Origin of the sequence: Paludisphaera rhizosphaerae, assembly GCF_011065895.1 — a bacterium.
GTDB classification, from domain to species: Bacteria; Planctomycetota; Planctomycetia; order Isosphaerales; family Isosphaeraceae; genus Paludisphaera; species Paludisphaera rhizosphaerae.
The window spans coordinates 1-22008 of sequence record NZ_JAALCR010000038.1 but is presented as its reverse complement, the minus strand read 5'-3'; the positions used below and the strand labels follow the sequence as shown (position 1 = coordinate 22008).

The window sequence follows — 22008 nt, the reverse complement described above, 5'->3', positions numbered from 1 at the left end:
ACCTGCACGCGCCCGCCGCCGTAATCCAACCGAGATGCCAAAGAGCCTTCGCAGCCTGACTCTCTATTTGAAGTTTACCCTCCGATTGCTTTTCCTTTCCGGCGATCGCCGTGATTTCGGGGAGGCTCGCTGAAACTCGTTTCGGGAGGGGGAGAGGGCCGCACAGGACCCGCACGAAGGGATCGTCGAAACGATCATCCGTGAACCCATCGGCAACCCCGATCCGTGGCGATCACGACGACGTCGCCGCGAGCCGCTCCGTCACGCCAGATCTCCTCAACCCGCCACGTCGGCAGCGACGCGCCAGAGGCGTCCACCAACCGTAGATAGCCCGCGCGACGCCATGCGGAGCGTCATAAGCGGATCACGCGCGCCGAGTTCAATCGCAACCTGCGCGCACCACGCCATGGTCCGGCTGAAGGGCTCGTCCTGGACCTGCTCAAGATCTCGTGTTCAATGATCACGTTCGACGCGAGGCCCTGCCGTGGTCGAAGGCGCCGCGCGAGGTGGTTCTGGACAACGCCGCCTTCCACGCCAGCGGGGTGGTCCGGGCGGCGCGGAAGGCCTTGGCCGACGCGGGGATCGACCTGTGCTTTTTGCCGCTGTACTCGCCGGAGTGGATTGAACCGGGTCGAGCCCGTCTTTCGCGAGGTGAAGCACCAAGAGATCCCGGCCAGGAGCTACACCACGCGATCGGGGCTCAGGACCGCCGTCGAACAGGGCTTCGCCAGGTACGGCCGATCACTCATCGTGAAAGTCACAAGCATCAACGTCCTTCTGCTCAGCTTAAGATCTGGTGCGAGGTGCCTGTAAGCCTCGGGCTCGCCAAGTTACTTTTTGAACGTTTTCCGAAATTCTTCTGGACGGAGGTGAGTTCGGCGATTCTACTAGGCAGCGTCTTTTCGCCTATCTAGGATCACATCCTCATATCCCATTTAGACCGTGCGTGTCCAATCGTTGCGAGCCTGCTACGAGGGGTCGTACAATGACGAGTGCAAATGCGATCGTCGAATTAATGAAGGTCCCGCCCGAAGACCATGATCTCGCTTGGCTCAAGAGGAGCCTTCAGGCGGCCGTACAACTCGAATTCGCCACGATCCCCCCCTACCTCACGGCGCTGTGGTCGATCAAGGATCTCGACGGCGATGTGGCCCAGACGATCCTGGGGATCGCGATCGACGAGATGCGGCACATGGGGATCGTCTGCAACCTGTTGGCCGGGCTCGGCGAGCGTCCCAGAATGGCCGAGCCCGACGTCGTGCCCGCGTACCCGACATACTTGCCGGGCGGTGTCCATCCCGACCTCTGGGTCACGTTGAGCGGCTTGTCCAAGACCTCGGCCGAACTCTTCACGCATATCGAGCTGCCGGAGAATCCGCTGGCGCTCGTCGACGAGACATTCCCCACCATTGGCGAGTTCTACGACGCGATCTCGGCCGCATTCACCAGGCTGGCGCCGGTCCTTTCCGATGCCAATCAGGTCGAATCGGCGACCCTCGATCTGACGAAATTGACCCAGCCCGATGAGATCGCGTCGGCGATCGCCTTGATCAAACATCAGGGAGAAGGGTCGGATGATTCGCCCGACAGCCCCGATCCCTCGACCTTCGCCCACTATTATCTGTTCAAGGAAATTGCGACTGGGCGCCATCTGGTGAAGGACGCAGCCACTGGAATATTCTCGTTCACCGGCGATCCAGTCGCCATGCCCGACAGCTATCCCGTGGCCGAGATCCCCCAGGGCGGTTATCTGAAGGCCGACGTTACCGCCGACGTCTGGGAAAAGCTGGACGCCTTCGACCACAAATATTCGGACATGCTGCGGACGCTCGAATCGGCCTGGTCGTGGACGCCGGGCGACCCGTCGCCGAGCGCCCGGCTCTCGGCAGCGGTCAGGCTCATGAGGAAGCTGGAGGAGCTCGCGGTCGACATCGTCAGCATCCCGATTCCCAACGGCCAGGGGAATTACGGGCCCTGTTTCCGGCTTGTCGACGCCTGATCGGACCGACTCGCGGTCCGATCAGGGCCGCCCTTCGATGTGACTAGGGGGTCTGGAAATCGGCGACGATGCCATTGAGCTGGGACCCGTTCGACTGGGCGGCGGGTCCCATGCCGAACTTCGCGAAGGCTTTCCAGACGCCCACTCTGGCCGCGTCGTGCTCCGGGGGCGAGAGCTTGCCCGCGACGAGTTGATTGTCGAGCGCGGTCAGGATCGAGTCGCGCATTTCGAGGAAGCTGGGATTGGGCGGGGCCAGCTTCAGCGCGTCGACCACGAGTTGAAGGCCGAGCGAGTCGCCGATGTTGCGATTCATCTCCCTCAGAGTCGCGCACCAGATCTCGCCGACGTTGTGCTCGTCCCTGGGCTGGCCGGAATTCGGATCGGCGGCGTAGCGCCCTGCGCCAAGCTTGCCGAAGTGATCGGGGAAGGCGCTGTCGTAGGGAAAACCGCGAATTCCCTGGGCTCGGCCGACCACCCAGTCGCCGACCACGTCCTTCTTCAGGATCGTGCAGGCGATGTAGTCGCCCCAACCCTCTCCCATCCCGATGCTCTGGGGCGCCTCCAGGGCCGACGTGTTCTGAGGCCCGGCGACGAGCCGGTTAGTCACCCCATGAGTGAATTCGTGGAAGACGACCGAAGCGTCGAAAGCCGTGTGTCGATTCGTCGAGCTGACCAGCCCCATGTTCATGATCGGGTTCGTCCCCTCGACCGGCGTAATCATGTTGGCGGTCCCCCGCACAACTCCACTGTGAGCGCGGGCATCGACGGGGTCGCCTCCGATTCCCCCGCGACCGAACTTGTCGGTTTGGAAATTCCCATCGGCTTCGCGGAAATGAAGCAGATAGAAAAAGTCGTGGATGAAGCAGTTGAGATAGAAGATGTTTAGAACTTTCTGCTCGTCGCCCGTGGGGCTGGCGGGGTCGAATACGACGTCTCCGCCCTGGGGTAAGCCCTGGAACGATGGGCCGTTGACTCCAAGATGAGCGCGGACGCAGTTTCCGATCGTGCGGTCGGACGCGACCCAGGGATCCGGAAAGCCGTTGGGAAGACTTCCGGGCGGTGGAGCAGGGAGCGTCAAGTCGGCCAGAGGAATTGGTAACGTCTTCATCTGACGTGGCGTCGATCCATCCGGGAACACGACGTTCGCCCGAAAGAGGGACTTGACCAGGTCCTTGCAGTAGAGGATCTCCCCGTTGTCGGCGTCGACGATCGTGCGGAATTGCCCTTCGTAGCCCGGCATGGTGACGATGATCTCCCAGCCGAGCAGCAACCCGGTCGCCGCGGGGAACCAGATGAGGTTCGCCTTGAATTCACTGCCGAAGGGCCCGGCTTCGAGCACGCAAGGATGATCCGCTCGCGACGCGAACATCGCGGTCACCTTGGGCTGAAATCCCTGCACGTCGACCTTGGGATGATCCATGGCCTCGCCGAATTGATCCTTCTCGCCCATTTCGTCCGGGGTGGGCTCCGCAACGTGCTGAGCGGCCTTGAGCACGGCTTCTTGAACACTCAACCGGGGAGCGACCGGCAAGGGCTGATCGACCGTGATCGTATCGCCCACGGTGTCGGTCAGCGTATCGTTCGGGGAAAATCGGACGGTCTGCGCCGCCTGGAAGATCGGGATCCCCTTGTAATGCTGCTGGAGGTAGACCGCGGTCGCGCCGGTGCTCGTCTTTTGGACGTTCGGGTCGGGGACGTACTCCGTCGCCTGCGTCGGGGCGAAGCCCAGCGCCGGGCCGATGTCCTGGACGTAATCGAGCGCTCGCTTGATGTACTGGTCCTTGGTCGGCGTTTGGCCGGTGGCGACGATTTTCGACGGATTGCCCGTTTCATGGCTGAAGGACTCGATCGCTATAGCCTGGTTGACGGGCATGGCGTTCGAGATATCGGCGGCCTTGGCGTGGAGGTCTTGCCTCCGTGCTTCCGTGAGTCGAGTTGCAAGTCGATTTCGCAGGTCGATTTCCCGTCCCATGACACTGGTCCCCTTCAGAAGAAGACGACCCGGGAGATCGCGATTGAAAACATGGGAATCGCCATTCCCGGACCTGGTGAATCCTTGGATCGTCTCCAAGTCCTCGATGCCGCGAAGCGAGCCGTCGAAACGGATCGGGGCGCGGTCCGCGAACCGGCCCGCTCGACGACGACGGAGAGTCAGCCTGGATCCTGGCGACCCAAGAGGCGTGCGAAGAGGGCGGGCGCATCTCCCCAGTCCGAGAACGCTGGGGTGATCCCCGGTCCGGCTCCGAACCGAATGGCGGTCATTCCGAACGCCCTGGATTGCTCAAGGTGTGCGATCGTCTCGGTCACGAACGCGCACTCGGATAGCTGCGCCTCGACGCCCGATCGTTCGAGCGCCAGTTCGAAAATGCGGCGGTCGGGCTTGTTCACGCCCGCCCTGGTCGAGAGCGTCACGCGCTTCGCGAACGGCTCGAAGAAGCCGGCCAAACCGGTCGCCGCGAGGATGCCCCGATACTGCTCCTCCCTGGCGGAGATCGTCGCCTCGTTCACGGGCGGACCGGCGGCGAGGAAATCGGAGACGAGGCCGAGGGTTAACCGTTGTCCGCTCTCGGTGTCAAGCTGGCCGATCGCCTGAAGCGCCTGGATCGAGCCCGGAAACGGGGTCATGTCGTGGATTAGCGTCTCGCCCAGATCGAAAAATGCAATCCTGAACATGCGGTATCTGTCCCAAAAGATCGGAAAGCACTCGCGTGGGTCGTACTGGTGGTGACCGGCGTCCCGTCAGACATGTACACGGGCGCGGCCCCCTGGCCGATGTGATCGATAGCGTCGACTAAAGCCGTCGAGCTGATGGCGAGCCAGCAGTCGACCACCGCTTTGTTGTACGTGGCCCTCCCGCCTGCGCTTTCACGAAACCGTTGTAGTCGGCGATGTTCGTGGAGGTCGCGTCACGGATGCCGCTGGCGACGAAGACGAAACGGAAATGGTCGCCCGCCTTGAGTCCCGCCGGGGTCTGGAGCAAGAGGGACGACTGAGTCCAGAGGTCGACCCCGATCCGCCCGCCTTCCCGAAGAACGCCCCGCGGCTTGCAGGCCATGAACCGGTTTCGTGGATTTTAGAATCTCGGGGAGCCGACATTCAAGTGACTTCCGGTCTTATCGACTGTTTTTTCAGCATATGGCGATTTTTGGAATTCGCCTCCGCGTTTCCAAGAGCGCTCGGTGCGACTTGCGAGTCCATGACGATCGCGCACCGACAGGAGGTCGAGATAGGGATTTGGCGGGGTGTGCGTGCGCATGCCGCGGCGCGAGGTCAATGGGAGCGCTCTTGCGTCCCGCCCTTGTCCTTCATCAGCCCCTGGAATCCGCGGATCGTGTCCCTGGCGCGGTTCTTCATGGTCCGTCGGATCATCAGGGCGTTCAGGATGGCGCCGCGCCATCCCTTCGGGTTGTAGAAACCCCGGAGGACGACGTGCGTCCGCGATCCTTCCGCAGGTTCGACGATGATCTCCGTCAGGAAGTCATCGATCAGTCGACTCAGCCCCCAGGAGTCGGCCGTGAACGCGACCGTGGATCGCCGGAATGGGACGTGGTCGATCACCTTCTCGACGCACCAGCCCCGTTGCGGGCCTGTCGGGATGATGCACTTGTATTCCACGCCAGGCTCGCGCCGGCCGACGCCGGACAGGAACTCGACCTGACGGACGACGGGATGATACTTGGGGATGAGCGAGAGATCGTCGAGGGCCGCCCACGTCGCTTCAAGCGACGCGTTCACGACCCCGTCCACCTCCCATTGAAGCCGTTGAGTCGATGCCATGTGAGCGATGCATCCTCCTGTGGCCGACCCTCTCGCGCCTCCAGCGGTTGACGCTGAGATTACATAGAACGCCTGGCGGCGAGACGACCGCTTCAGCGTGAGGTTACGACGCCTCGCCCCGCGCTTCGGGGCCGTACCATAGGCCCAGGCCTTCTCGGCTGCGGTACGACTCAGGGCCTCGGATCACGAATCGGAACAGGACGGACAGGGCCCGTCGAAACGTCATCGTGCTCACCTTGCGGTTGGACGTCAGGACCGTCTGCCGAGGGATCACGAACCGTCCCCGCCGCTTGAGCGCCTTGACGAAGGCCGCGTCTTCGGCCGCGAAATACCGCTCGCAGAACCCGCCGACGGCCTCGAACTCGACGAACGAGATCATCGCCTCCCTCCGCCTTTCGCCGCCCGCCGACCTGTGACCTCGACGTCGCCGGAAACCACATGCCGCGGGCCGGGTCGGCCGCGGCGCGAGGCTGGGCGATTCGCTCACTGCGGCTTGACCACCTGTTGCATGCCGTTCTTATTGACGAGTTTCATGGACGTATCATCTCCTCGCGCGAGGATCTGAACGTGGGTCGGATTCGATGCGCCGCCCAGGCTGACCCCCGACCCGTCCTCGGTCGCCGCGATCTTGACGTTGGGAGCGCCCTTTGAGTCGATAAGTCGCAGAAGCACCGTCTCCGGATAGCCCGTCGTGCCGTCCGGCATCTTGACGTTCGGGTCCGCCGGGAAGATCTTGATCATCGCACGGACGCGCCCCTGTTCGTCGACGATCTCCAGCCCCCGGGCGCGGAGCACCGGCGCGACGTCTTGCGTCGAACTGGCCCCGACCAGGACCGACGTCAGGATGAGCAGGTTGAGCACCGTCAGCCCGATGGTGAATCGTGAAGTCTTCATGGTGCGTGAGCCTCGCGGATGGCCTCTGATGTGGTAGGTGACTCGGTCGCCGCTCCGATCGAGAAAGCTCGGCGGATCGAGCCGCCGAGGCGAATGAGGATGTCGAGAAGCGCCGTGGCAAGAGGTTAGGCTCCGGCTTTCGGATGTAGGAGCCATCCGATCGAAGCGGCAACGAACGCCGCGACGACTCCGACCAACAACGCCCTGGGCAGGGGCGACCAGGGGACGAGCGACGCCGTCAGCGCCCCCACCGCGATGCCACACATCACCAGGACGACGACTCGGCGATCGGGATTCATAGGACGCCTCCGAACCGCATGACACCGATGACAGACGTGGCACGAGATTTAGACGACGGCACAAACCTGGCGGCTCTGGACCGCACCTCGGCGTCCTGATCGGCCACGATCAAGGCGCCTTGCTCAGTTGGACCTCGCCGAACGTCATGAAGAGTCGCACCGCCCCCGCCGGCCCGCGATACGCGCCTTGCGCTCCGGCCAGCATGCAGGCCAACGCCGCTAGATCTCAGCACTGATTTTCCGGGCACTCCAGCTTCGGCCTCGTGAGCACATCGTAGCCGTGTTCTTCCCCGTAGGATCGAACTTTCCGGGCATGCTCGGTCAACGACGCCTCGATCGAAGGATTGGCCCAGCCCCATAGCCAGGTCCCATCCTGGGTGTTGTAGCTGCCGACAAACTGCACCGGAGCCGTGGCGATCATCCCCTTTGGCGAGGTGAAGACGATCGTCCCCTCGCTTTGATCGACGCTCCAGGCGGCCTGCCCGATCTGCCACATCCCGTCATGGGCGGCCGTCAGGGCTTGCAACCCGGCCGTCGCCTTTTCGATCTGAGGTTGGAGATCCGCCGGATAGGCGACCTTCTGCTTCCCGCGACCAAAGACCTGATCGAAAAGACCCATCGTTCCACCCCTGACCAGCATCGCCTCAGTCGATTCGACAGCATCGACTCCCCATGAGATTGATGGAATCGATGGATGGCGCTTCCACCCGGCCGAGCAGAATGACGCGCGCCAGGGACGACGTCAAGGGTGGGGGGCAGGCTCGATTGAACGCGAGTCTGGGCTCGTCTTACGCGACGGGCGTCTTCGGGCGGATCTCGAATAGCGAGCGGGACCGAAAGAAGCAGTCGTCGAACTCCATGAAGAAGTTGACCTGTCCCAGGAGCACGGGGACGGCATCAGTTCGAGCCCAGGCGAAGATGAGCCGAACCGGGGGGAACTTCCCGACCTGGACGGTCGCGACCAGCGCCCTGGCTTCGCACGTCGCGAGATTGCCGCTCAGTGTTACGGGCGTCGCCTGCTGCTCCCAGACCGCGCCGAGTTGCTCGCCGATCGAATAGGGCAACACATTGACGGTCGCGCCGGTGTCCAGAAGGCCCGACACAGCGACCGGGTTCGGCCCGATCAACGTCATGGGAAGCATCGGCGCCAGACTGGCCGCGCCCAGGCTCGTATCCCGCTCGACGAACGGATACGGCTCCGCGGCGATCGTCACGGCCGTGCCTTTTCGGCTTCGAGGACGTCGAGGAGCACCGCCGCGGCCTGATGGGCGTCGAAAGGCGACCACACGGGGTACTTCGCCTCGGACGCCAAATGAGCGGAGTCGTCGGCCTCGGCCAACTCGGCCGCGAGCACCTGGATGAGCCGGAGCTTCTCCGTACGCGACAGGCTGCGGGCGGCAGGCAGCAGTTCCGCGAGCGACATCACATCCCCCTGACGAAGCCCGTTTTCGACGTGACCGCTTTACCGATCTGTATGGCGAGTTCGCCCGCCATCCAACATATCCGGCACGTCAGACAAAGCCCAGTCCATGAATGGCCCCATCGGCGTCGATGTCCTCCTGCTTGGCCCACCGAAAGTCGACCCTCCAGGATCGGTCCCCATGGAGGTATTTCCGGAACGCTGACCGGACGACATCCAGGCCCAACAGCCCATCGCCCGCGTGCCATCCGCCCTCGGCCTGATCGTCGCGATAGCCAAGCCAATAGCTGCCCGAAGCCTCCTCGTTCGCCGCACAGTAAATGTAGGTGTGTGGCGCTTCGTCGAGCACCGCGTAGAGGATACCTTCCACGAGATTGGCAAGGATCACCTCCTCGGTGGGCTCGGGGAAGACGCGAGACTGCTGCACTCGGGGGTCGACCACCGCGAAATCCATGCTCGCCCTCTCTCAGAGCGAAGCTCCAGCCGCTTGACTTTGATTTGACAGAGTCGACTCCGTCCAATCCCGAGTCGAATTCTGTCTAACGCCAGGGGGACGGTTGAAATCAATGGATGCACGCGACAAGGACCATGCCGCGCGGTATTGGCAGCGTCAAGGGCCCAAGACATGGATAGATCGAGTCAGTTCGAAGAACAAGGGGGCCGCCTCAGGGGGCTCATCACTCGAAGTGGTTGAGCACTTCCTGGACGAGATCCAGGCCGACCCGAGCATCTGGACGCGCCGGCTTCAACACGCCGAGGAATGACCCGGCTCATCGCTCGAAATGGATTGGCCTCATGAGGTCGACGAACGCGACGGTCGGGTCCGCCGCGACGTCGATATAGACTCAGACGGAGCGACCTCCGGATCCGCCGGACGCCGCGGGGCGAGGCGTACGACCGGCCAATCGCCCAGGGCGTCGCGCTCGCGCAGATCGGCCACCATCGCCTGGATGTCGTAGCCGAACGATCGCGCGTAGGCTTCTCTCGCCGATCGTACTTCACGCTAGACGTCGTCAGTCATCGCTGGGCCCTCCGGCCGGCAATTCCTCGGGCGTGCAAATCAGCGGCGCTTCGAAACCGCTCTCCCGGCAGCTCGCCTCGATCCGTGGCCGCAGGATCACGTTGGCGATATGGGTGCAGTTCCAGGTGAGGAGATAATCCATGCCATGCACAGCCGCGATCGCGATGTGCAAGGCGTCCGCCGCAGCCCGCTCCGGCAGCGGCACTCCTCGCACAAGCGCCTCGGCCAAGACGGCTGCTTCGGAGGTCTGCTCCAGGAGGAGGATGCCGGCTAGCGCCGCCAGGCGATCCGCCGCGGCTTGCGGGTCGCCCGCCTGACATTCCTGCACGACCAGGCGCGACGAAAACAACTTCGAACTCGCCTCGATGGGACCACCACTCCCGCGTGAACTACTGGTGCGCAGCCCGAACCAGATCCCGACTCGGCCAGGCCGTCAGATAGCTGGGCACCATCGTCTCGACGTACACGCGGGGCTGGGACATGCCATCGACTCGGAAGACCGGATCGGTCGGTCCTTCTACCTGGAGATGGAACCGCCGCCATTCAGCATGCCCACCCGGCCCCGCAAAGCCCAGCACGACCGAAATGACTCGGCCATACAAGCCGAGGGATCATGGATTCAAGCGAGAGCCCGACTTAACCATGTCACCCAAAACAACCATCTTAGGTGCGTCGCCACCGACGTCCCGACGTCAGCCCGTGGCCACCGACGTCACCTGTGGCCACCGACGTTACTTGCCCATCCCGCAGGCCCTTCTTGGGTGCGTGGCCGTCCGACCCCCGCCCCCCCTACTACTGGGCTGGGCCCTGCGGAGTTGTAGCACGGCTACGAAGCACGCCCAAGTCCGCCAACCAGTATTCGATGACCTCGGGAAGCATGATCGGCCAGAGAAATAAACCGTGGACGACCGTTGTTAGGCGTGGCCATTGCACTTCGTCCTCCGGCTTGGACGTGAGTCGGGAGTAAAGCTCGTAGAGGAAATAGAGCAATCCCGATGCTGCGCCGACGACTCCCCAGGTGGCCAGGGCGGACCGCCAAGGCAGGACGAACAGCATGATGAAACCGATGGCGAAACAGGCGAGCAATCCGAAATTTCGCCAACCTCGAATCGGACCACTGAACAGCGAAAAGAAGGTGGTCCAACCAGCGGCGATCATGAGGATGGCGAGCCAATAAATGCTGATGAGTTCCATCGCGGAATCAAACCTCTATCGCTACCGCCTGACTTTGATTCGACCGAAACGACTCCCACCAACCCCAAGGCTTATTCCGTCTGAAGCCGATGGGCGGAATCGCCGGATGAAGACCCCACCCGACGAGGAGCATGACGCGTGACGAGGGCGATGTCAATGCTCCAAAGCATGGACACATCGAGCCATACGGACGAAACCTCGAAGGGCCTCGGGGCTCGCGCGGGGCCTCATCCCTCGTGGCGGTTGAGCACTTCCTGGATGTGGGGGCGAAGCATCTTGGGTGCGTGGCCACCGACCTCCCCCCTGGCCACCGACGCCACCTGGTGCGTGGCCACCGACCTCACCCCCCGAGCATCTGGACGCGCCGGCTTCAACAAGACGAGGAATGAGCGATCACCCCTTGTGTCGACGCTCACTCGGGGTCGCCGTTCGCGAGCGGGTCTGATACGACGAGTCCCGGCACCGCCGCGAAGTCCTTGATGTTGTGGGTGAGCAACTCCCGCCCGAACACCAGCGCCGTCGCCGCGACCAGCGCGTCCCCCAGCGACATCTTGCGAGTCTGCCGTATCGCGACGGCCCGCGGCACCACTGAGTCGCTCAACGACAGAACCTCCGCCGCCGCGAAGAACGCCTCGAAGTGCGCCCGATCAGCGGCCGAGAGTTTGTGGTAGCCCAGGACCTCTACGACGCTGACGGCCGAGACTGCCAGAGAGTGGGCGGCGATGAATCGACGAAGCCCAGGGTATTCAGGTCGAGCGGCGTAGATGATCAAATTGCTGTCGAGGATCATTCATCACGGCCGGGCAGGGGGCGTTCGGCCCGGACCTCGCGCTGCCACTCGTCGGGCTCACTGAAGCCCGAGGGGCCGCCGGCCGCCGCGAGTGCCTCAAGCGCCGCCGCCATCGCCGGGCCGCCGTTCGTCGTCGGGACGGGCACCAGGAGCGTGACATACACCGGGACGTCCCCGGGCGGGAGCGGTGGTGGACCGTCGCCCCAATCGAGCTTGCCGTCGCGCAGGATAGCCGGATAGGTCGGCAGCACGGGCTAGGCCCTCCGATGATCTTGGGTCGAATTGATATCGTATCCGGCCCCGGTTACGGCACGCAATGCTTGTCGCAAGCCACCCATTTGAACCAGGTCGATCAGGATATTCCCACAAGGCCCGAGAGCACCCAATACCATCATTGGGGGTGCGTGAGACGCAAAATCACCCGACGTCGATGCAGCCTCAGACGGAGCGACCTCCGGATCCGCCGGATGCCGCGGGGCGAGGCGTACGACCGGCCAATCGCCCTGGGCGTCGCATGCTCGCGGATCAGCGCAAGGTCAGGCGTCCGAGGCGAGCACATCGGGGACGGAGAGATTGAGGTCGCGATAACGCTGGCGAAACTCGCCCCGCGTCAGGCCCGGCTGGACTTCACCCGGGGACTCCAGGACGTAGAGGACGTCGCGAGGCTCGACCCGAGCGTTCACGAGTTGTCCCTCGAAGATGGCGAGGTCGCCGAAGGACAGGGCCACCACGGCGGCCTGCAAGAACTCGGCAGGAGGTCGCTGCTGCAACGAGTCGGTCGATGCTTCGGGGATTGTGGCCAGACCGTCGAGCACGATCGCACGATGATCCGCTGCGAAGACAGCCTCCACTGCACAGCGAATCGCATCGGAAACAGGCATGGATTCTCTCCCTACCTGATATGGCCTAACACCGAAGCCGTCCCCGTGGCCACCGACGTCCCAGCGACATCTTGCGAGCCCGTGTGCTCGTACCTCAGCGCTTGTACTCGGTCTCGTCCTTCAGTTTCTCGACCTGGGCTGCAATGGTTCGATAGATTGGTACGACATCGACGTCACGCCCGTCCTCGACGCGTTTCGAGATCATGGTCGTCGGAAAGACGATTACGCTCGTGTTCGGATATTGCAGGGCAAGATCTCGCCCGTATTCGTCTTCCACAACAACCCACTTGAGCGGCGTCTTGGTCGCGAAGACCTGACCGAGCACCGCGCCCAGGCATTGCAACTCGTACGTCTGGCGCGGGGCGAGCACCTCATCATCGACCAGACGTTGAAGCCAATTCAGGTCGCCTTCATCGTGGTTCAGCACTGCGCTCGGATAGCGAGTTCTGAGAAGTTGGAGGACTGTAGCCTCTTGTTCCGCCAGATGATCCAGGTCGGCTTGGCCCGGGCTGGTAATCTTCTGTTCCACAGGCGCCCCCCTTGTGTTCCTGGGGGCCGCATTCGGAGCGGAATCCGAGCATCCCGCCAGTAGCAGGAATAAGAGAGATAGCCGTGAGCGGTTCAACATCTCTATCCGCCGTCGGATAATTGGCGACTCCACACGACGAGGAGCATCACGCGCGGCCAGGGCGACGTCAAGAACCTGAGGCAGGGAGACATCGAGCCAACCGATCAGAACCTCGAAGGAACTCACGCCCCCCGAAAGCTCATCCCTCGAAGTGGTTGAGCACTTCCTGGATGTGGGGGGCGAAGAGGCGGGGTTCCAGCAAGAAGGCGTCGTGGCCCTTGTCGGAGTGGACGGTGATCCAGATGACGGGGACGTCGGCCATCTTGAGGAGGCGGACGAGCTTCTCCTGGTTCGGTCGGCTGAAGGTGTGGTCGTTGTCGATGCTGAAGACCAGGAACTCCTGACCCAGGCAGCGGCGGAAGAGGTCGACGTAGTCGCGCGCGTCGGCTTCCTTGACCAGGTTGAACCATTGCCAGGCGTCGAGGATCCGCAGGTAGCTGTTGGCGTCGAACCGCTTCACGAACTTCTGGCCCTGGTGGAGCATGTACGACTCCACCGGGTGGTTCATCTCGTACCAGCCGTGGGGCGGCTTGTGGCTGACGACCTCGGCGCGGGCGCGCATGCGCAGGGCGTCGGGCGAGATGAACGCCTTGTGGGCGATCCGACGCGCCAGCGCCAGGCCGACGTCGGGGCGAGCGCCGTCGTAGTAGTCGCCGCCGTGGAAGTTGGGGTCGGCCTCGATGGCCGTGACCTGCTCGAAGTTGAGGATCCGCTGGTCGATCGTGATGTCGACGCCCGTCGTGATCGGCAGCACGAACCGGACCCGCTCCGGGTGGATCGCCGCCGTCAGGAGCGCGAGATATCCCCCCAGCGAAGGCCCGACCACCGCGTGGAGCTTGTCCACGCCCAGATAGTCCAGCAGCTTCATCTGCGACTCGACGATGTCGCGCATCCGGAGGACGGGGAACGACGAACCCCACGGCCGGTCGGTCGCCGGGTTGATCGAGGCCGGGCCCGTCGAGCCGTAGCAGCCGCCGAGATAGTTGGCGCAGACGACGCAGAAGCGGTCGGTGTCGAGCGCCTTGCCGGGGCCGATGAAGGCGTCCCACCAGCCCTCGTGCATCTCGTCGGTCCAGCGGCCGTCGGTGCCGGGGACGTCGGGATTCCAGCCGGCCGCGTGCTGGCTGCCGGTCATCGCGTGGTACAGCAGCACCACGTTCGATTTGTCGGCGTTCATCCGGCCGTAGACCTCGTACGCCAGCGTGAATCGCGACAACGGCGGCCCCACGCACAAGGGCAGGGGGGCCGCGGGGTCGTCGAACTCGAAGAACTGCGTGCGGATCTCGGCGAGAGCTTGGCTCATGGGGTCGGGACGATCGGAGGCGCGAGAATCGGGATTGCCAACAGGGTCGAGCGTACACATGGCACCCAGGTCAGACGTTCATCCGATGACGGTTTCCGTGGGCCGGCCCATCCCCTTCGCCGGGGGAAAGGCTCGGCCCGGCCTACAGTCAAGAGCAGGCGGCGTCCAGCGCCTGGTCGATGTCGGCGAGGATGTCGTCGATGTGCTCGATGCCGACCGACAGCCGGACGAGGTCGGGGGTGATGCCGGCCTCGGCCTGCTGGGCCTCGTCGAGCTGGGAGTGGGTCGTGGTGGCCGGGTGGATGGCCAGGCTCTTGGCGTCGCCGACGTTCGCCAGGTGGGAGAAGAGCTTCAGCGAGTCGATGAACTTCGACCCCGCCGCGGCCCCACCGCGAATGCCGAAGACGACCATCGAGCCCCCCTTGCCCCGGAGGTACTTCTTGTTCAGGTCGTACATCGGGTCGGACTCAAGCCCCGGGAAGCGGACCCACGTCGCCTTGGAGTGGGCCGAAAGGTGCTTGGCCACGGCCAGGGCGTTCTCGCAGTGCCGCTCCATCCGCAGGGGAAGCGTCTCAATCCCCTGGAGGAACATCCACGAGTTGTCCGGCGCGATGCAGGCGCCCAGGTTCCGCAACGGCACCGTCCGCATCCGGAGGATGTACGCCAACGGTGCCAGCGGCTCGGGGAGGTCCATCCCCCAGCGCAGGCCGTGGTAGCTGGTGTCGGCCGTGGTGAACAGCGGGTGCTTGCCGGCCGCCCAGTTGAACCGACCCGAATCGACGACGATGCCGCCGATCCCGGTCCCGTGGCCGCCGAACCACTTGGTCAGCGAGTGGACCACCACGTCCGCGCCGTGATCCAGCGGACGGGTCAGATACGGGGTGGAGAAGGTGGCGTCGACCACCAGCGGCAGGCCGTGAGCGTGCGCGACCTTGGCGACGGCCTCCAGGTCGGTGACCTCCAGCGCCGGGTTGGAGACGGTCTCGCAGAAGAGAGCCCGCGTGTTGCCGTCGATCGCCTTGGCGAAGTTCTCGGGGTCGTTGGAGTCGACGAACTTCGCCTGGATCCCCAGGGTCGGCAGGATGTCGTGGAACTGGGTGTAGGTGCCGCCGTAGAGGTTCCGGGCGGAGACGATGTTGTCGCCGGCCTGGGCCAGGTTGATGATCGAGTAGAAGATCCCCGCCGTCCCCGAGGCGACGGCCAGGCCCGCCGGAGCGGGGGCCCCCTCGAGCATCGCCACGCGCTTCTCCAGCACGTCGGTCGTGGGGTTCATCAACCGAGTGTAGATGTTGCCCAGTTCCTTCAGCGCGAAGAGGTTCTGGGCGTGCTCGGCGCTCTTGAAGACGTAGGAACTGGTACGGTAGATCGGCACCCCTCGCGAGAGGGTGGCAGGATCAGGTGCGGTCCCGCCGTGAAGGCAGATCGTCTCGAGTTTCATGAAATCGACCATAGAAGAGGCGAGGATGGATGCGGCCGAACGCCCGGTTCCGGGCGGGGTCCGAAAGGCGAGGCGTATTCCTCGCGACGGACCGCGAACCATGAATTAGAGCCTAACCCGGGGCCAGGTTCCAGAGGGATCCCGCTTGAAAAGCCACGCAAGGGGCCTCCAGGAAAAGCAACACGACGTTGACCGAGCGCGCCAGAGGGAATTCGATTTGATCGCGGCGGCGTCCCGCGTGTAAGATTCTTTCCGAATCACTCCGGCTTGAAGCCGCAGACTAAACGACCTTAACCTTGGAGATCGGCGAATCGCGATCTCCCCAGGGTTCTGTGTCGATCCGCTCGTCAACGTCAGGCGCGGCCCCTCTCCAGGCTAGCCGAACCGAATCGATCCGCCGGCACTCCAGGAGAAATGCATGCTCGTATTGGACGTTCAGGGTTTCCCCGGCTCCGTCGGAGGATACGCCCCGATCGAATACATGAGCATTCTGGCGGCTCGGGTCTTCGGCGCGGAGTTGGTCGTGGTGCGCCGCGAACGACGGAAGCCGGCCTTACTGGCCGAGGCGATCCTGGCTCAGCTCGGTCGACGCCCCCGCGGCTCGGAACCGTGCCTGGTCGTGGCCCCCTGGCCGAGCGACCTGGACGAGGTGATCAAGATCCGGGACTGGCGATCACGCCTGGGCCCGATCGTCGGCTGGGTCATCGATTCATTCGCACATGAATGCGGCTCGAACGCAACGCGGCGGCTGCACGCCTACGATCACGTTTTCTCCAGCCACCTTGAAGACGTCGATTATCTCCGTCGCCAGTCGCTCGCCCGCACAAGCTGGCTGCCGGTCGGCTCGGACGTCCTGGGACTGGGGAGCGACCGGAGCGATCGCCCCTTCGACATCCTGCGCGTGGGTCGTCAGCCCGACGAATGGGACGACGACGCCGTCACCGCCGAATCCTGCCGCCGCCGGAACCTGAGCTTCCACGGCCGTTTCCCCAACGGCCGCGACGTCGTGGAGAACCAGCGGATCCTCCACGACTACTATTCTCGGGCCAAGTTCTGCATGGCCTTCTGCAACCTCGCCGCCCCGGCTCCCTACACGCATCATCGGCGGGCCTACCTGACCGCACGCTGGGTCGACGCGATCTCCAGCGGGGCCGTCGTGGCGGGGATCCGCCCCAGCGAGCCGGACACGGACCGCTTGCTCTGGCCGGAGGCGACCCTGGAACTGGGCACGATCAAGCGCGAGGAAGGCCTGGACCTCCTGGTCGACGCCGTGCAGGACTGGACGCCCGAACGCGCCGTGCTGAACCGCGCGATGGCCCTGCAAAGGCTCGACTGGCGGCTGCGGTTCAAGGAGATCGCCGACCTCCTGGGCGTGGACCCGCCGATCCTGCGCAGCGAACTGGAGCAGATCCGCCGCGCCGCCGGCGACAACGTCGTCAGCCCGCGGCTGGCGCACTGAGACCGTCGTCGTCAGCCCGCTCCACCGTCGCCAAGGCGGCTCCGCGCTTGTTCCAGAATCTCCCGCGAGCCGGCCCGGCCGGGGACGTGTTCGACCGCCCAGGAGGCGAGGCGGGCCGCGGCGCGCAAATCGTCGGGGGCGGTCTCGGAACGTAACGCCAACGGCCGCGCCACGTCGTCGAACGCCTCGGCCAGCGCCGTCGCGTAGCAGGGGGCGGCGGTCCTCGGATCGTCGGCCGCGGCGAGGGCGAGCGTCAGCGCGCGTCGACCGGCCGCGACGGCCTCGGAGGCGTCGGCGGGGGCCTTCGGCGAGCGGGCGAACTCGGCGAGCGTGGAGATCAGGGCGGTCCGCAGCCAGACCTGTTCCGGGCGTTCAGCGGCGAGTCGTTCGTACAAGGCGATCGCGCGGCGGTAGTCGTCGCGGGCCCGAGGAGACCCCAGCGCGTCGCGGCAGAAGGCGGCCTGGCGAAGAGCCTTGGGGACGACTTCGTGGGATTCGTCGGACATCCTGGGGATGCGGTCGTAGAAGGCGACCGCGCGCTGGAGCGTCCAGGCGAGGCCGTCTCCCCCATTCTCGACCGCGGCGCGAGTGATGAGGTCGAACTCGCCGAGGGCGTACTCGATGGCCAGCTGCTCTTCCAGCAGGGCGGCGGCCGTGCGACGGTTGGACGCCCAGAGGACGGCCGTCGCCGCGGCCAGGGCGAAAATCAGCGCCGCGGCCCCGCCGATGAGAAACGGGCGGCGGCGTCGCGACCACTTCACCAGGCGGTCGCCCAGCCCGGGACGGCGGGCGAGGATCGGCCGGTCGTCAAGAAACCGACGGAGGTCGTCGGCCATCGCGGCGGCCGAGGCGTAGCGCGCGGCGGGCTCCTTCTCCATCGCCTTCAGGACGATCGTCTCCAGGTCGCGGGGAAGGGCCGGATCGAACCGTCGGGGGGACGGCGGGTCCTCGTTGAGAATCCGCCGGACCAGCTCCTGACGGTCGTCGGCGTCGAACGCCGGGCGCAGGGCCAGCAGCTCGTAGAGCGTCGCGCCCAGGCCGTAGACGTCGGCGGCCGGGCCGACTCCTCCTCGGGCCGCGCGGACCTGTTCGGGGCTCATGTAGCGGAGCGTGCCCAGGAGATCGCCGGTCTGGGTCAAATCGGCGGCGTCCTCGTGGTGGAGGCGGGCCAGGCCGAAGTCGGCGACCCACAGCTCGCCGCGACCGTCGATCAGGAGGTTGCCCGGCTTCACGTCGCGGTGGACCACCCCCATGACGTGCGCGTGGGCGAGGGCCTCGGCCGCTTGCAGTCCCAACCGGGCGGCCTCGCGGGCGCGCGAGCGGGCCGAAGACGAGGAGGAGGCCGGGCGCTCGCGACGCGCTTCGGCCAGCTCGCCGATCAGGCGGGTGAGCGGCCTCCCCTCAATGAGCTGCATGGCGTAGAACCGCGTGCCGCGGTCGGCGCCGACGTCGAACACCGGGACGATATGCGGGTGTTGCAAGAGCGCCGCGGCCTGGGCCTCGATCCGAAACCGCTGGATCTGCCGGGGATCGGTCGTCGCCGATGCGGGGAGAACCTTCAACGCCACGCGCCGGCCCAGCTCGCGCTGCTCGGCCTCGTAAACGACCCCCATGCCCCCTCGGCCGATCTCGCGGATCAGGCGATAGCCGCCCAGCTCGGCGACCGGAGGGACGGCCGGATCGAGCCCCCGCGCCGCGGCGTCCACCAGGTCCATCCCCGCCAGACACGCCCCCAGCGGGCCGGCGATCGACGGGTGTCGCGCCAGGAATTCAGGCCGCGACGGGGCGGCGCCCCCGTCCGCCAGGGCCGCATATTCCTCGATCGCCGCGACGACCCGCGCATCGACCGATCGGGGCGCGTCCGTCGCCGTGGTCGCCGAATCAACGCCGCCCAACCGATCACGGGCGTCGAAATTCACCACGTTCAGGGCCCTCCGCTCCGCCTCGCTCGACTCCGAGGCGTCGGCAATCTTCCTCTTTGGTCACGGAAAAGCCAAGATCGCGCCGCGCCGTTTCGAGTTTCGATGTGCATTGGAGGATGCAGATCGCAAAGATGGATCCTATTGATTTAGATGGGCCCCGAATGCGCAATCTGATCTGCAGCCCCTCGGAACCGAAGCAAAGGCGAAGGCGCCCCCAAGCTGCGAAGGAGCGAAGGACCCTTGCTAAGCTTGATAACCCCTCATAACCCATCCGTCGGCGACGCGGGTTCGACGTTCCGCTGGACCCCGGCCGCCGTCCTGGTTCTGGCCCTGACCGTTCGGGTCGCCTGGGGACTGAGCCTCCCGGTCGTCCCCCTGTCGGACTGCATGGCCTACGACCTTCAGGCCCACAACCTGGCGAACGGAGTCTGCTACGGGTTCGAAGCCTCCCGGCCCTCGGCCTACTGGCCGGTGGGGACCTCGGCGGTCTACGCCGCCCTGTACACGATCTTCGGCTTCCACTACGGGCCGATCGTGGTGATGAACATCCTGATCGGCGTCGCGACGACCTGGCTGGTCATGGCGACCACGCGCGACTGGTTCGGCCCCCGCGCCGCCCTGGCGGCGGGGCTGCTGACGGCGCTCTGGCCGGGTCAGATCCAGTTCACCACAATCCTGGCCAGCGAGCTGCTCTTCAACCTGTTCGTCCTGCTGGCCGTCTACGTGGAGGGCCGAAACGCCTGGCCGGCGACGGCGCGCGCCGTCGCGACCGGGGCGTCGCTCGCCTGCGCCAGCTACATCCGGCCCCTCGCCCTGCCGTTGCCGGCCCTGTTCTGGTTCCGCCGCCTGGTCGACCCGCAGGAGCGTCGCCAGGGGGTGGCCTCGAACACGATCGAGGCGGCCGGCGTGCTGCTCGTCATGGCCGTCCTGATCGCCCCCTGGACCGTTCGGAACTACCGGACGTTCGGCTACCCGGTGTTGATCTCAACCAACGGCGGGGCCAACTTCTGGATGGGGAACAACCCGGAGTCCGACGGAGGCTACATGCCGCTTCCGAAGTGGGCCGAGGACATCTCCAACGAGGCCGAGGCCGACCGAGCCCTGAAACGCGCAGCCTGGCGATTCATCATGGAGAATCCCAGGGTGTTCTTCCTGGGCCTCTTCCGTAAGGCCTTCTCGACGTACTCGCGAGAGAGCATCGGCGTGGCCTGGAACGAGGACGGGCTCAAACAGGTCTTCGGCGCGTGGATTCTCACCCCCATGAAGCTGGTCAGCGCCCTGTACTTCGCCGGGGCGATGCTCGCGGCCTTCGCCGGCGCCTACCTCGCCCGCCGAGGACGGAGCTTCCTGGCCTGGGCGACGCTTCCCCCGGTGATGCTCTGGGCCTTCTTCGCCGCCATCCACATCGTGATCGTGGGGGGGGACCGCTACCACTATCCCAGCCTCCCCATGATCGCCTCGCTGGCCGGGCTCGGACTCGTCGCCCAGGCCGTCGATCGCCGCTCGACGAAGTCCGACCAGACGGCGGTGGGATCGCCGACGTTCCTCTCGGCCCTGCGATCCACGTCCGACGCGGGCCGATTCGGCGGCTGATCGCTCGACGGCATCGGACTCGCGACGCCCTCGATCGACCTGGTAGAGTGGTTCGAGACGTTGAGCCGGCCGGCTCCATTGCTTCGGCCGGCTCAACGTCGCACGCACAGCCTACCCCAGCCAACCGCCCGTAAGCTCTCCCGCGCCCCCTCCCGGTGGGAGAAGGAGTCTCCGCCGATGTCCGACGCCCAGCCCCGTCCTCACGCTCGCACCCAGGCCGTCTGGGCGGGCGAAGGGGGCGTGTTCATGGGACGCGCCACGCAGGTCCCGGTCGTTCACAGCGTCTCGTTCGGCTACGACGATCTCGACGAGTGGCGGGCGGCGGCGCTGGGGGAAATCCCCGGCCACATCTACGGCCGGAACACCAACCCTACGGTCGCCGTCTTCGAGGAGAAGGTCCGCGTCCTGGAGAACGCCGAGGCCGCCACCAGCTTCTCCACCGGCATGGCCGCCATCAGCGACACGCTGTTCACCCTGCTGGAGCCCGGCCAGCGCGTCGTCTCGGTGGTCGACACCTACGGCGGCACCAACCGGATGTTCAGCGAGTTCCTCCCTCGCGTGGGCGTGAAGGTCAAGCTCTGCCCGACCGCCGACCAGGCCGCCATCGAATCGGCGATCGACGAGGGCCTGCGAGTCCTCTACCTGGAGAGCCCGACCAACCCCACCTGTAAGGTGCTGGATCTCGCCCGGCTGGCGGCGAGGGCCCGCGCGAAGGGGGCGATCGTGGTGGTCGACAACACCTTCGCCACGCCGATCAACCAGCACCCGCTGGAGCTGGGCGCGCACCTGGTGATCCACAGCGCCACCAAGTTCCTCGGCGGCCACGCCGACGCTCTGGGAGGCGTCGTCGCCGGTGAGAAGGGGCTCGTCGAATCGATCTTCCGCCGTCGCGAGATCACCGGCGCAACCCTCCACCCGGAGGCAGCCTACCTCTTGCTCCGCGGCATGAAGACCCTGGCCCTGCGCGTCGAGCGGCAGAACGCCAACGCGCTGACGATCGCCCGCTGGCTGAAGGGTCGGCCGGAGGTCGAGGCCGTCTTCTACCCGGGCCTGGAGGACCACCCCGGTCACGACGTGGCCAGGCGCCAGATGCCGGGCGGCTTCGGCGGCGTCCTGAGCTTCCAGCCCCGAGGCGGGTTCGAGTCGGTCCGCAAACTCCTGCCTCGTCTCCGCTGGGCCCACCGCGCGGCGAACCTCGGAGCCGTGGAGACCGTCGTCGCGCCCCCGGCCGTCGGCTCGCACGTCGAACTCACCGCCGCCGAACGCGCCGCGCTGGGCATCCCCGAGGCGCTGGTGCGCTACTCCTGCGGCATCGAGGACGCCAACGACCTGATCGCCGACCTGGAGCAAGCCCTGGCGGGGATCGGCTGAATATCCGCAGTGACTCTTC

General features: G+C 65.4%; 24 protein-coding genes. 5 read left to right on the top strand and 19 right to left on the bottom strand.

The features are described from left to right. Positions 1-449: 449 nt before the first annotated feature. Both G5C50_RS33345 and G5C50_RS28590 read left to right on the top strand, forming a co-directional pair. Positions 450-914 (top strand): transposase, encoded by a 465-nt coding sequence (locus G5C50_RS33345; protein ID WP_407673614.1) that lies wholly within the window; start codon positions 450-452, stop codon positions 912-914. Positions 915-985: 71 nt separating this feature from the next. Next, a complete protein-coding gene (locus G5C50_RS28590) occupies positions 986-1999 on the top strand; it encodes a ferritin-like domain-containing protein (RefSeq protein WP_165074594.1) in 1014 nt (337 codons plus the stop codon). Positions 2000-2042: 43 nt separating this feature from the next. Here the strand turns inward: G5C50_RS28590 and G5C50_RS28585 are convergent, their stop codons facing one another. The 18 genes from G5C50_RS28585 to G5C50_RS28500 form a co-directional block, all read right to left on the bottom strand. Next, positions 2043-3971 (bottom strand): M36 family metallopeptidase, encoded by a 1929-nt coding sequence (locus G5C50_RS28585; protein ID WP_165074592.1) that lies wholly within the window; start codon positions 3969-3971, stop codon positions 2043-2045. A 179-nt stretch (positions 3972-4150) separates the two neighbouring features. Beyond that, positions 4151-4672, bottom strand: coding sequence for an HAD-IA family hydrolase (locus G5C50_RS28580; protein WP_165074590.1), 522 nt, complete (start codon positions 4670-4672; stop codon positions 4151-4153). A 597-nt stretch (positions 4673-5269) separates the two neighbouring features. Continuing rightward, on the bottom strand, positions 5270-5776 hold the full coding sequence (locus G5C50_RS28575; RefSeq protein WP_165074588.1) for an SRPBCC family protein: 507 nt from the start codon (positions 5774-5776) through the stop codon (positions 5270-5272). A 103-nt stretch (positions 5777-5879) separates the two neighbouring features. Beyond that, complete coding sequence (locus tag G5C50_RS28570) at positions 5880-6155, bottom strand: hypothetical protein (protein WP_165074587.1); 276 nt, start codon at positions 6153-6155, stop codon at positions 5880-5882. A gap of 104 nt (positions 6156-6259) precedes the next feature. After that, positions 6260-6670, bottom strand: a complete 411-nt coding sequence (locus G5C50_RS28565; protein WP_165074586.1) for a hypothetical protein — start codon at positions 6668-6670, stop codon at positions 6260-6262. Between the two features lie 125 nt (positions 6671-6795). Beyond that, positions 6796-6969, bottom strand: a complete 174-nt coding sequence (locus G5C50_RS28560) for a hypothetical protein (protein WP_165074584.1) — start codon at positions 6967-6969, stop codon at positions 6796-6798. 226 nt (positions 6970-7195) lie between these two features. Continuing rightward, positions 7196-7588, bottom strand: coding sequence for a DUF6882 domain-containing protein (locus tag G5C50_RS28555; protein ID WP_206107895.1), 393 nt, complete (start codon positions 7586-7588; stop codon positions 7196-7198). A 169-nt stretch (positions 7589-7757) separates the two neighbouring features. Continuing rightward, positions 7758-8183: an aspartyl protease family protein gene (locus tag G5C50_RS28550; RefSeq protein ID WP_206107894.1), complete on the bottom strand. Its 426-nt coding sequence runs from the start codon at positions 8181-8183 to the stop codon at positions 7758-7760. Then, positions 8180-8392, bottom strand: a complete 213-nt coding sequence (locus G5C50_RS28545) for a hypothetical protein (RefSeq protein ID WP_165074582.1) — start codon at positions 8390-8392, stop codon at positions 8180-8182. The genes G5C50_RS28550 and G5C50_RS28545 overlap by 4 nt, the downstream gene beginning before the upstream one ends. 88 nt (positions 8393-8480) lie before the next feature. Next, positions 8481-8843 (bottom strand): hypothetical protein, encoded by a 363-nt coding sequence (locus G5C50_RS28540; protein WP_165074580.1) that lies wholly within the window; start codon positions 8841-8843, stop codon positions 8481-8483. Positions 8844-9402: 559 nt separating this feature from the next. After that, a complete protein-coding gene (locus G5C50_RS28535) occupies positions 9403-9759 on the bottom strand; it encodes a PIN domain-containing protein (RefSeq protein WP_206107893.1) in 357 nt (118 codons plus the stop codon). A gap of 443 nt (positions 9760-10202) precedes the next feature. After that, complete coding sequence (locus G5C50_RS28530; RefSeq protein WP_165074578.1) at positions 10203-10604, bottom strand: hypothetical protein; 402 nt, start codon at positions 10602-10604, stop codon at positions 10203-10205. 412 nt (positions 10605-11016) lie between these two features. After that, entirely contained in the window at positions 11017-11394 is a 378-nt protein-coding gene (locus G5C50_RS28525; protein ID WP_165074576.1) for a PIN domain-containing protein, read from the bottom strand. Continuing rightward, positions 11391-11645: a hypothetical protein gene (locus G5C50_RS28520; RefSeq protein ID WP_165074574.1), complete on the bottom strand. Its 255-nt coding sequence runs from the start codon at positions 11643-11645 to the stop codon at positions 11391-11393. Before G5C50_RS28520 ends, G5C50_RS28525 begins: the two co-directional genes overlap by 4 nt. Before the next feature lie 285 nt (positions 11646-11930). Then, complete coding sequence (locus G5C50_RS28515; RefSeq protein WP_165074572.1) at positions 11931-12275, bottom strand: hypothetical protein; 345 nt, start codon at positions 12273-12275, stop codon at positions 11931-11933. A gap of 94 nt (positions 12276-12369) precedes the next feature. Continuing rightward, entirely contained in the window at positions 12370-12804 is a 435-nt protein-coding gene (locus tag G5C50_RS28510) for a DUF3806 domain-containing protein (RefSeq protein WP_206107892.1), read from the bottom strand. A 238-nt stretch (positions 12805-13042) separates the two neighbouring features. Next, the gene (metX, locus tag G5C50_RS28505) at positions 13043-14206 is read right to left on the bottom strand and encodes a homoserine O-acetyltransferase MetX (protein ID WP_165074570.1); all 1164 of its coding nucleotides are present in this window, start codon (positions 14204-14206) and stop codon (positions 13043-13045) included. Positions 14207-14354: 148 nt separating this feature from the next. Continuing rightward, positions 14355-15644, bottom strand: a complete 1290-nt coding sequence (locus tag G5C50_RS28500; protein ID WP_165074568.1) for an O-acetylhomoserine aminocarboxypropyltransferase/cysteine synthase family protein — start codon at positions 15642-15644, stop codon at positions 14355-14357. Between the two features lie 418 nt (positions 15645-16062). Here G5C50_RS28500 and G5C50_RS28495 point away from each other — a divergent pair, with 418 nt between their 5' ends. Then, positions 16063-17103 (top strand): hypothetical protein, encoded by a 1041-nt coding sequence (locus G5C50_RS28495; RefSeq protein WP_165074566.1) that lies wholly within the window; start codon positions 16063-16065, stop codon positions 17101-17103. An 11-nt stretch (positions 17104-17114) separates the two neighbouring features. On the opposite strand, the gene G5C50_RS28490 is transcribed toward G5C50_RS28495, so the two are convergent. Then, on the bottom strand, positions 17115-19025 hold the full coding sequence (locus G5C50_RS28490) for a serine/threonine-protein kinase (protein WP_165074564.1): 1911 nt from the start codon (positions 19023-19025) through the stop codon (positions 17115-17117). A gap of 240 nt (positions 19026-19265) precedes the next feature. On the opposite strand from G5C50_RS28490, the gene G5C50_RS28485 reads away from it, so the two are divergent. Then, positions 19266-20618 carry a glycosyltransferase family 39 protein gene (locus tag G5C50_RS28485; protein WP_165074562.1) on the top strand — a complete coding sequence of 451 codons (1353 nt, stop codon included), beginning with the start codon at positions 19266-19268 and terminating at the stop codon, positions 20616-20618. 177 nt (positions 20619-20795) lie between these two features. Continuing rightward, positions 20796-21989 (top strand): cystathionine gamma-synthase family protein, encoded by a 1194-nt coding sequence (locus G5C50_RS28480; RefSeq protein WP_165074560.1) that lies wholly within the window; start codon positions 20796-20798, stop codon positions 21987-21989. Positions 21990-22008 lie beyond the last annotated feature (19 nt).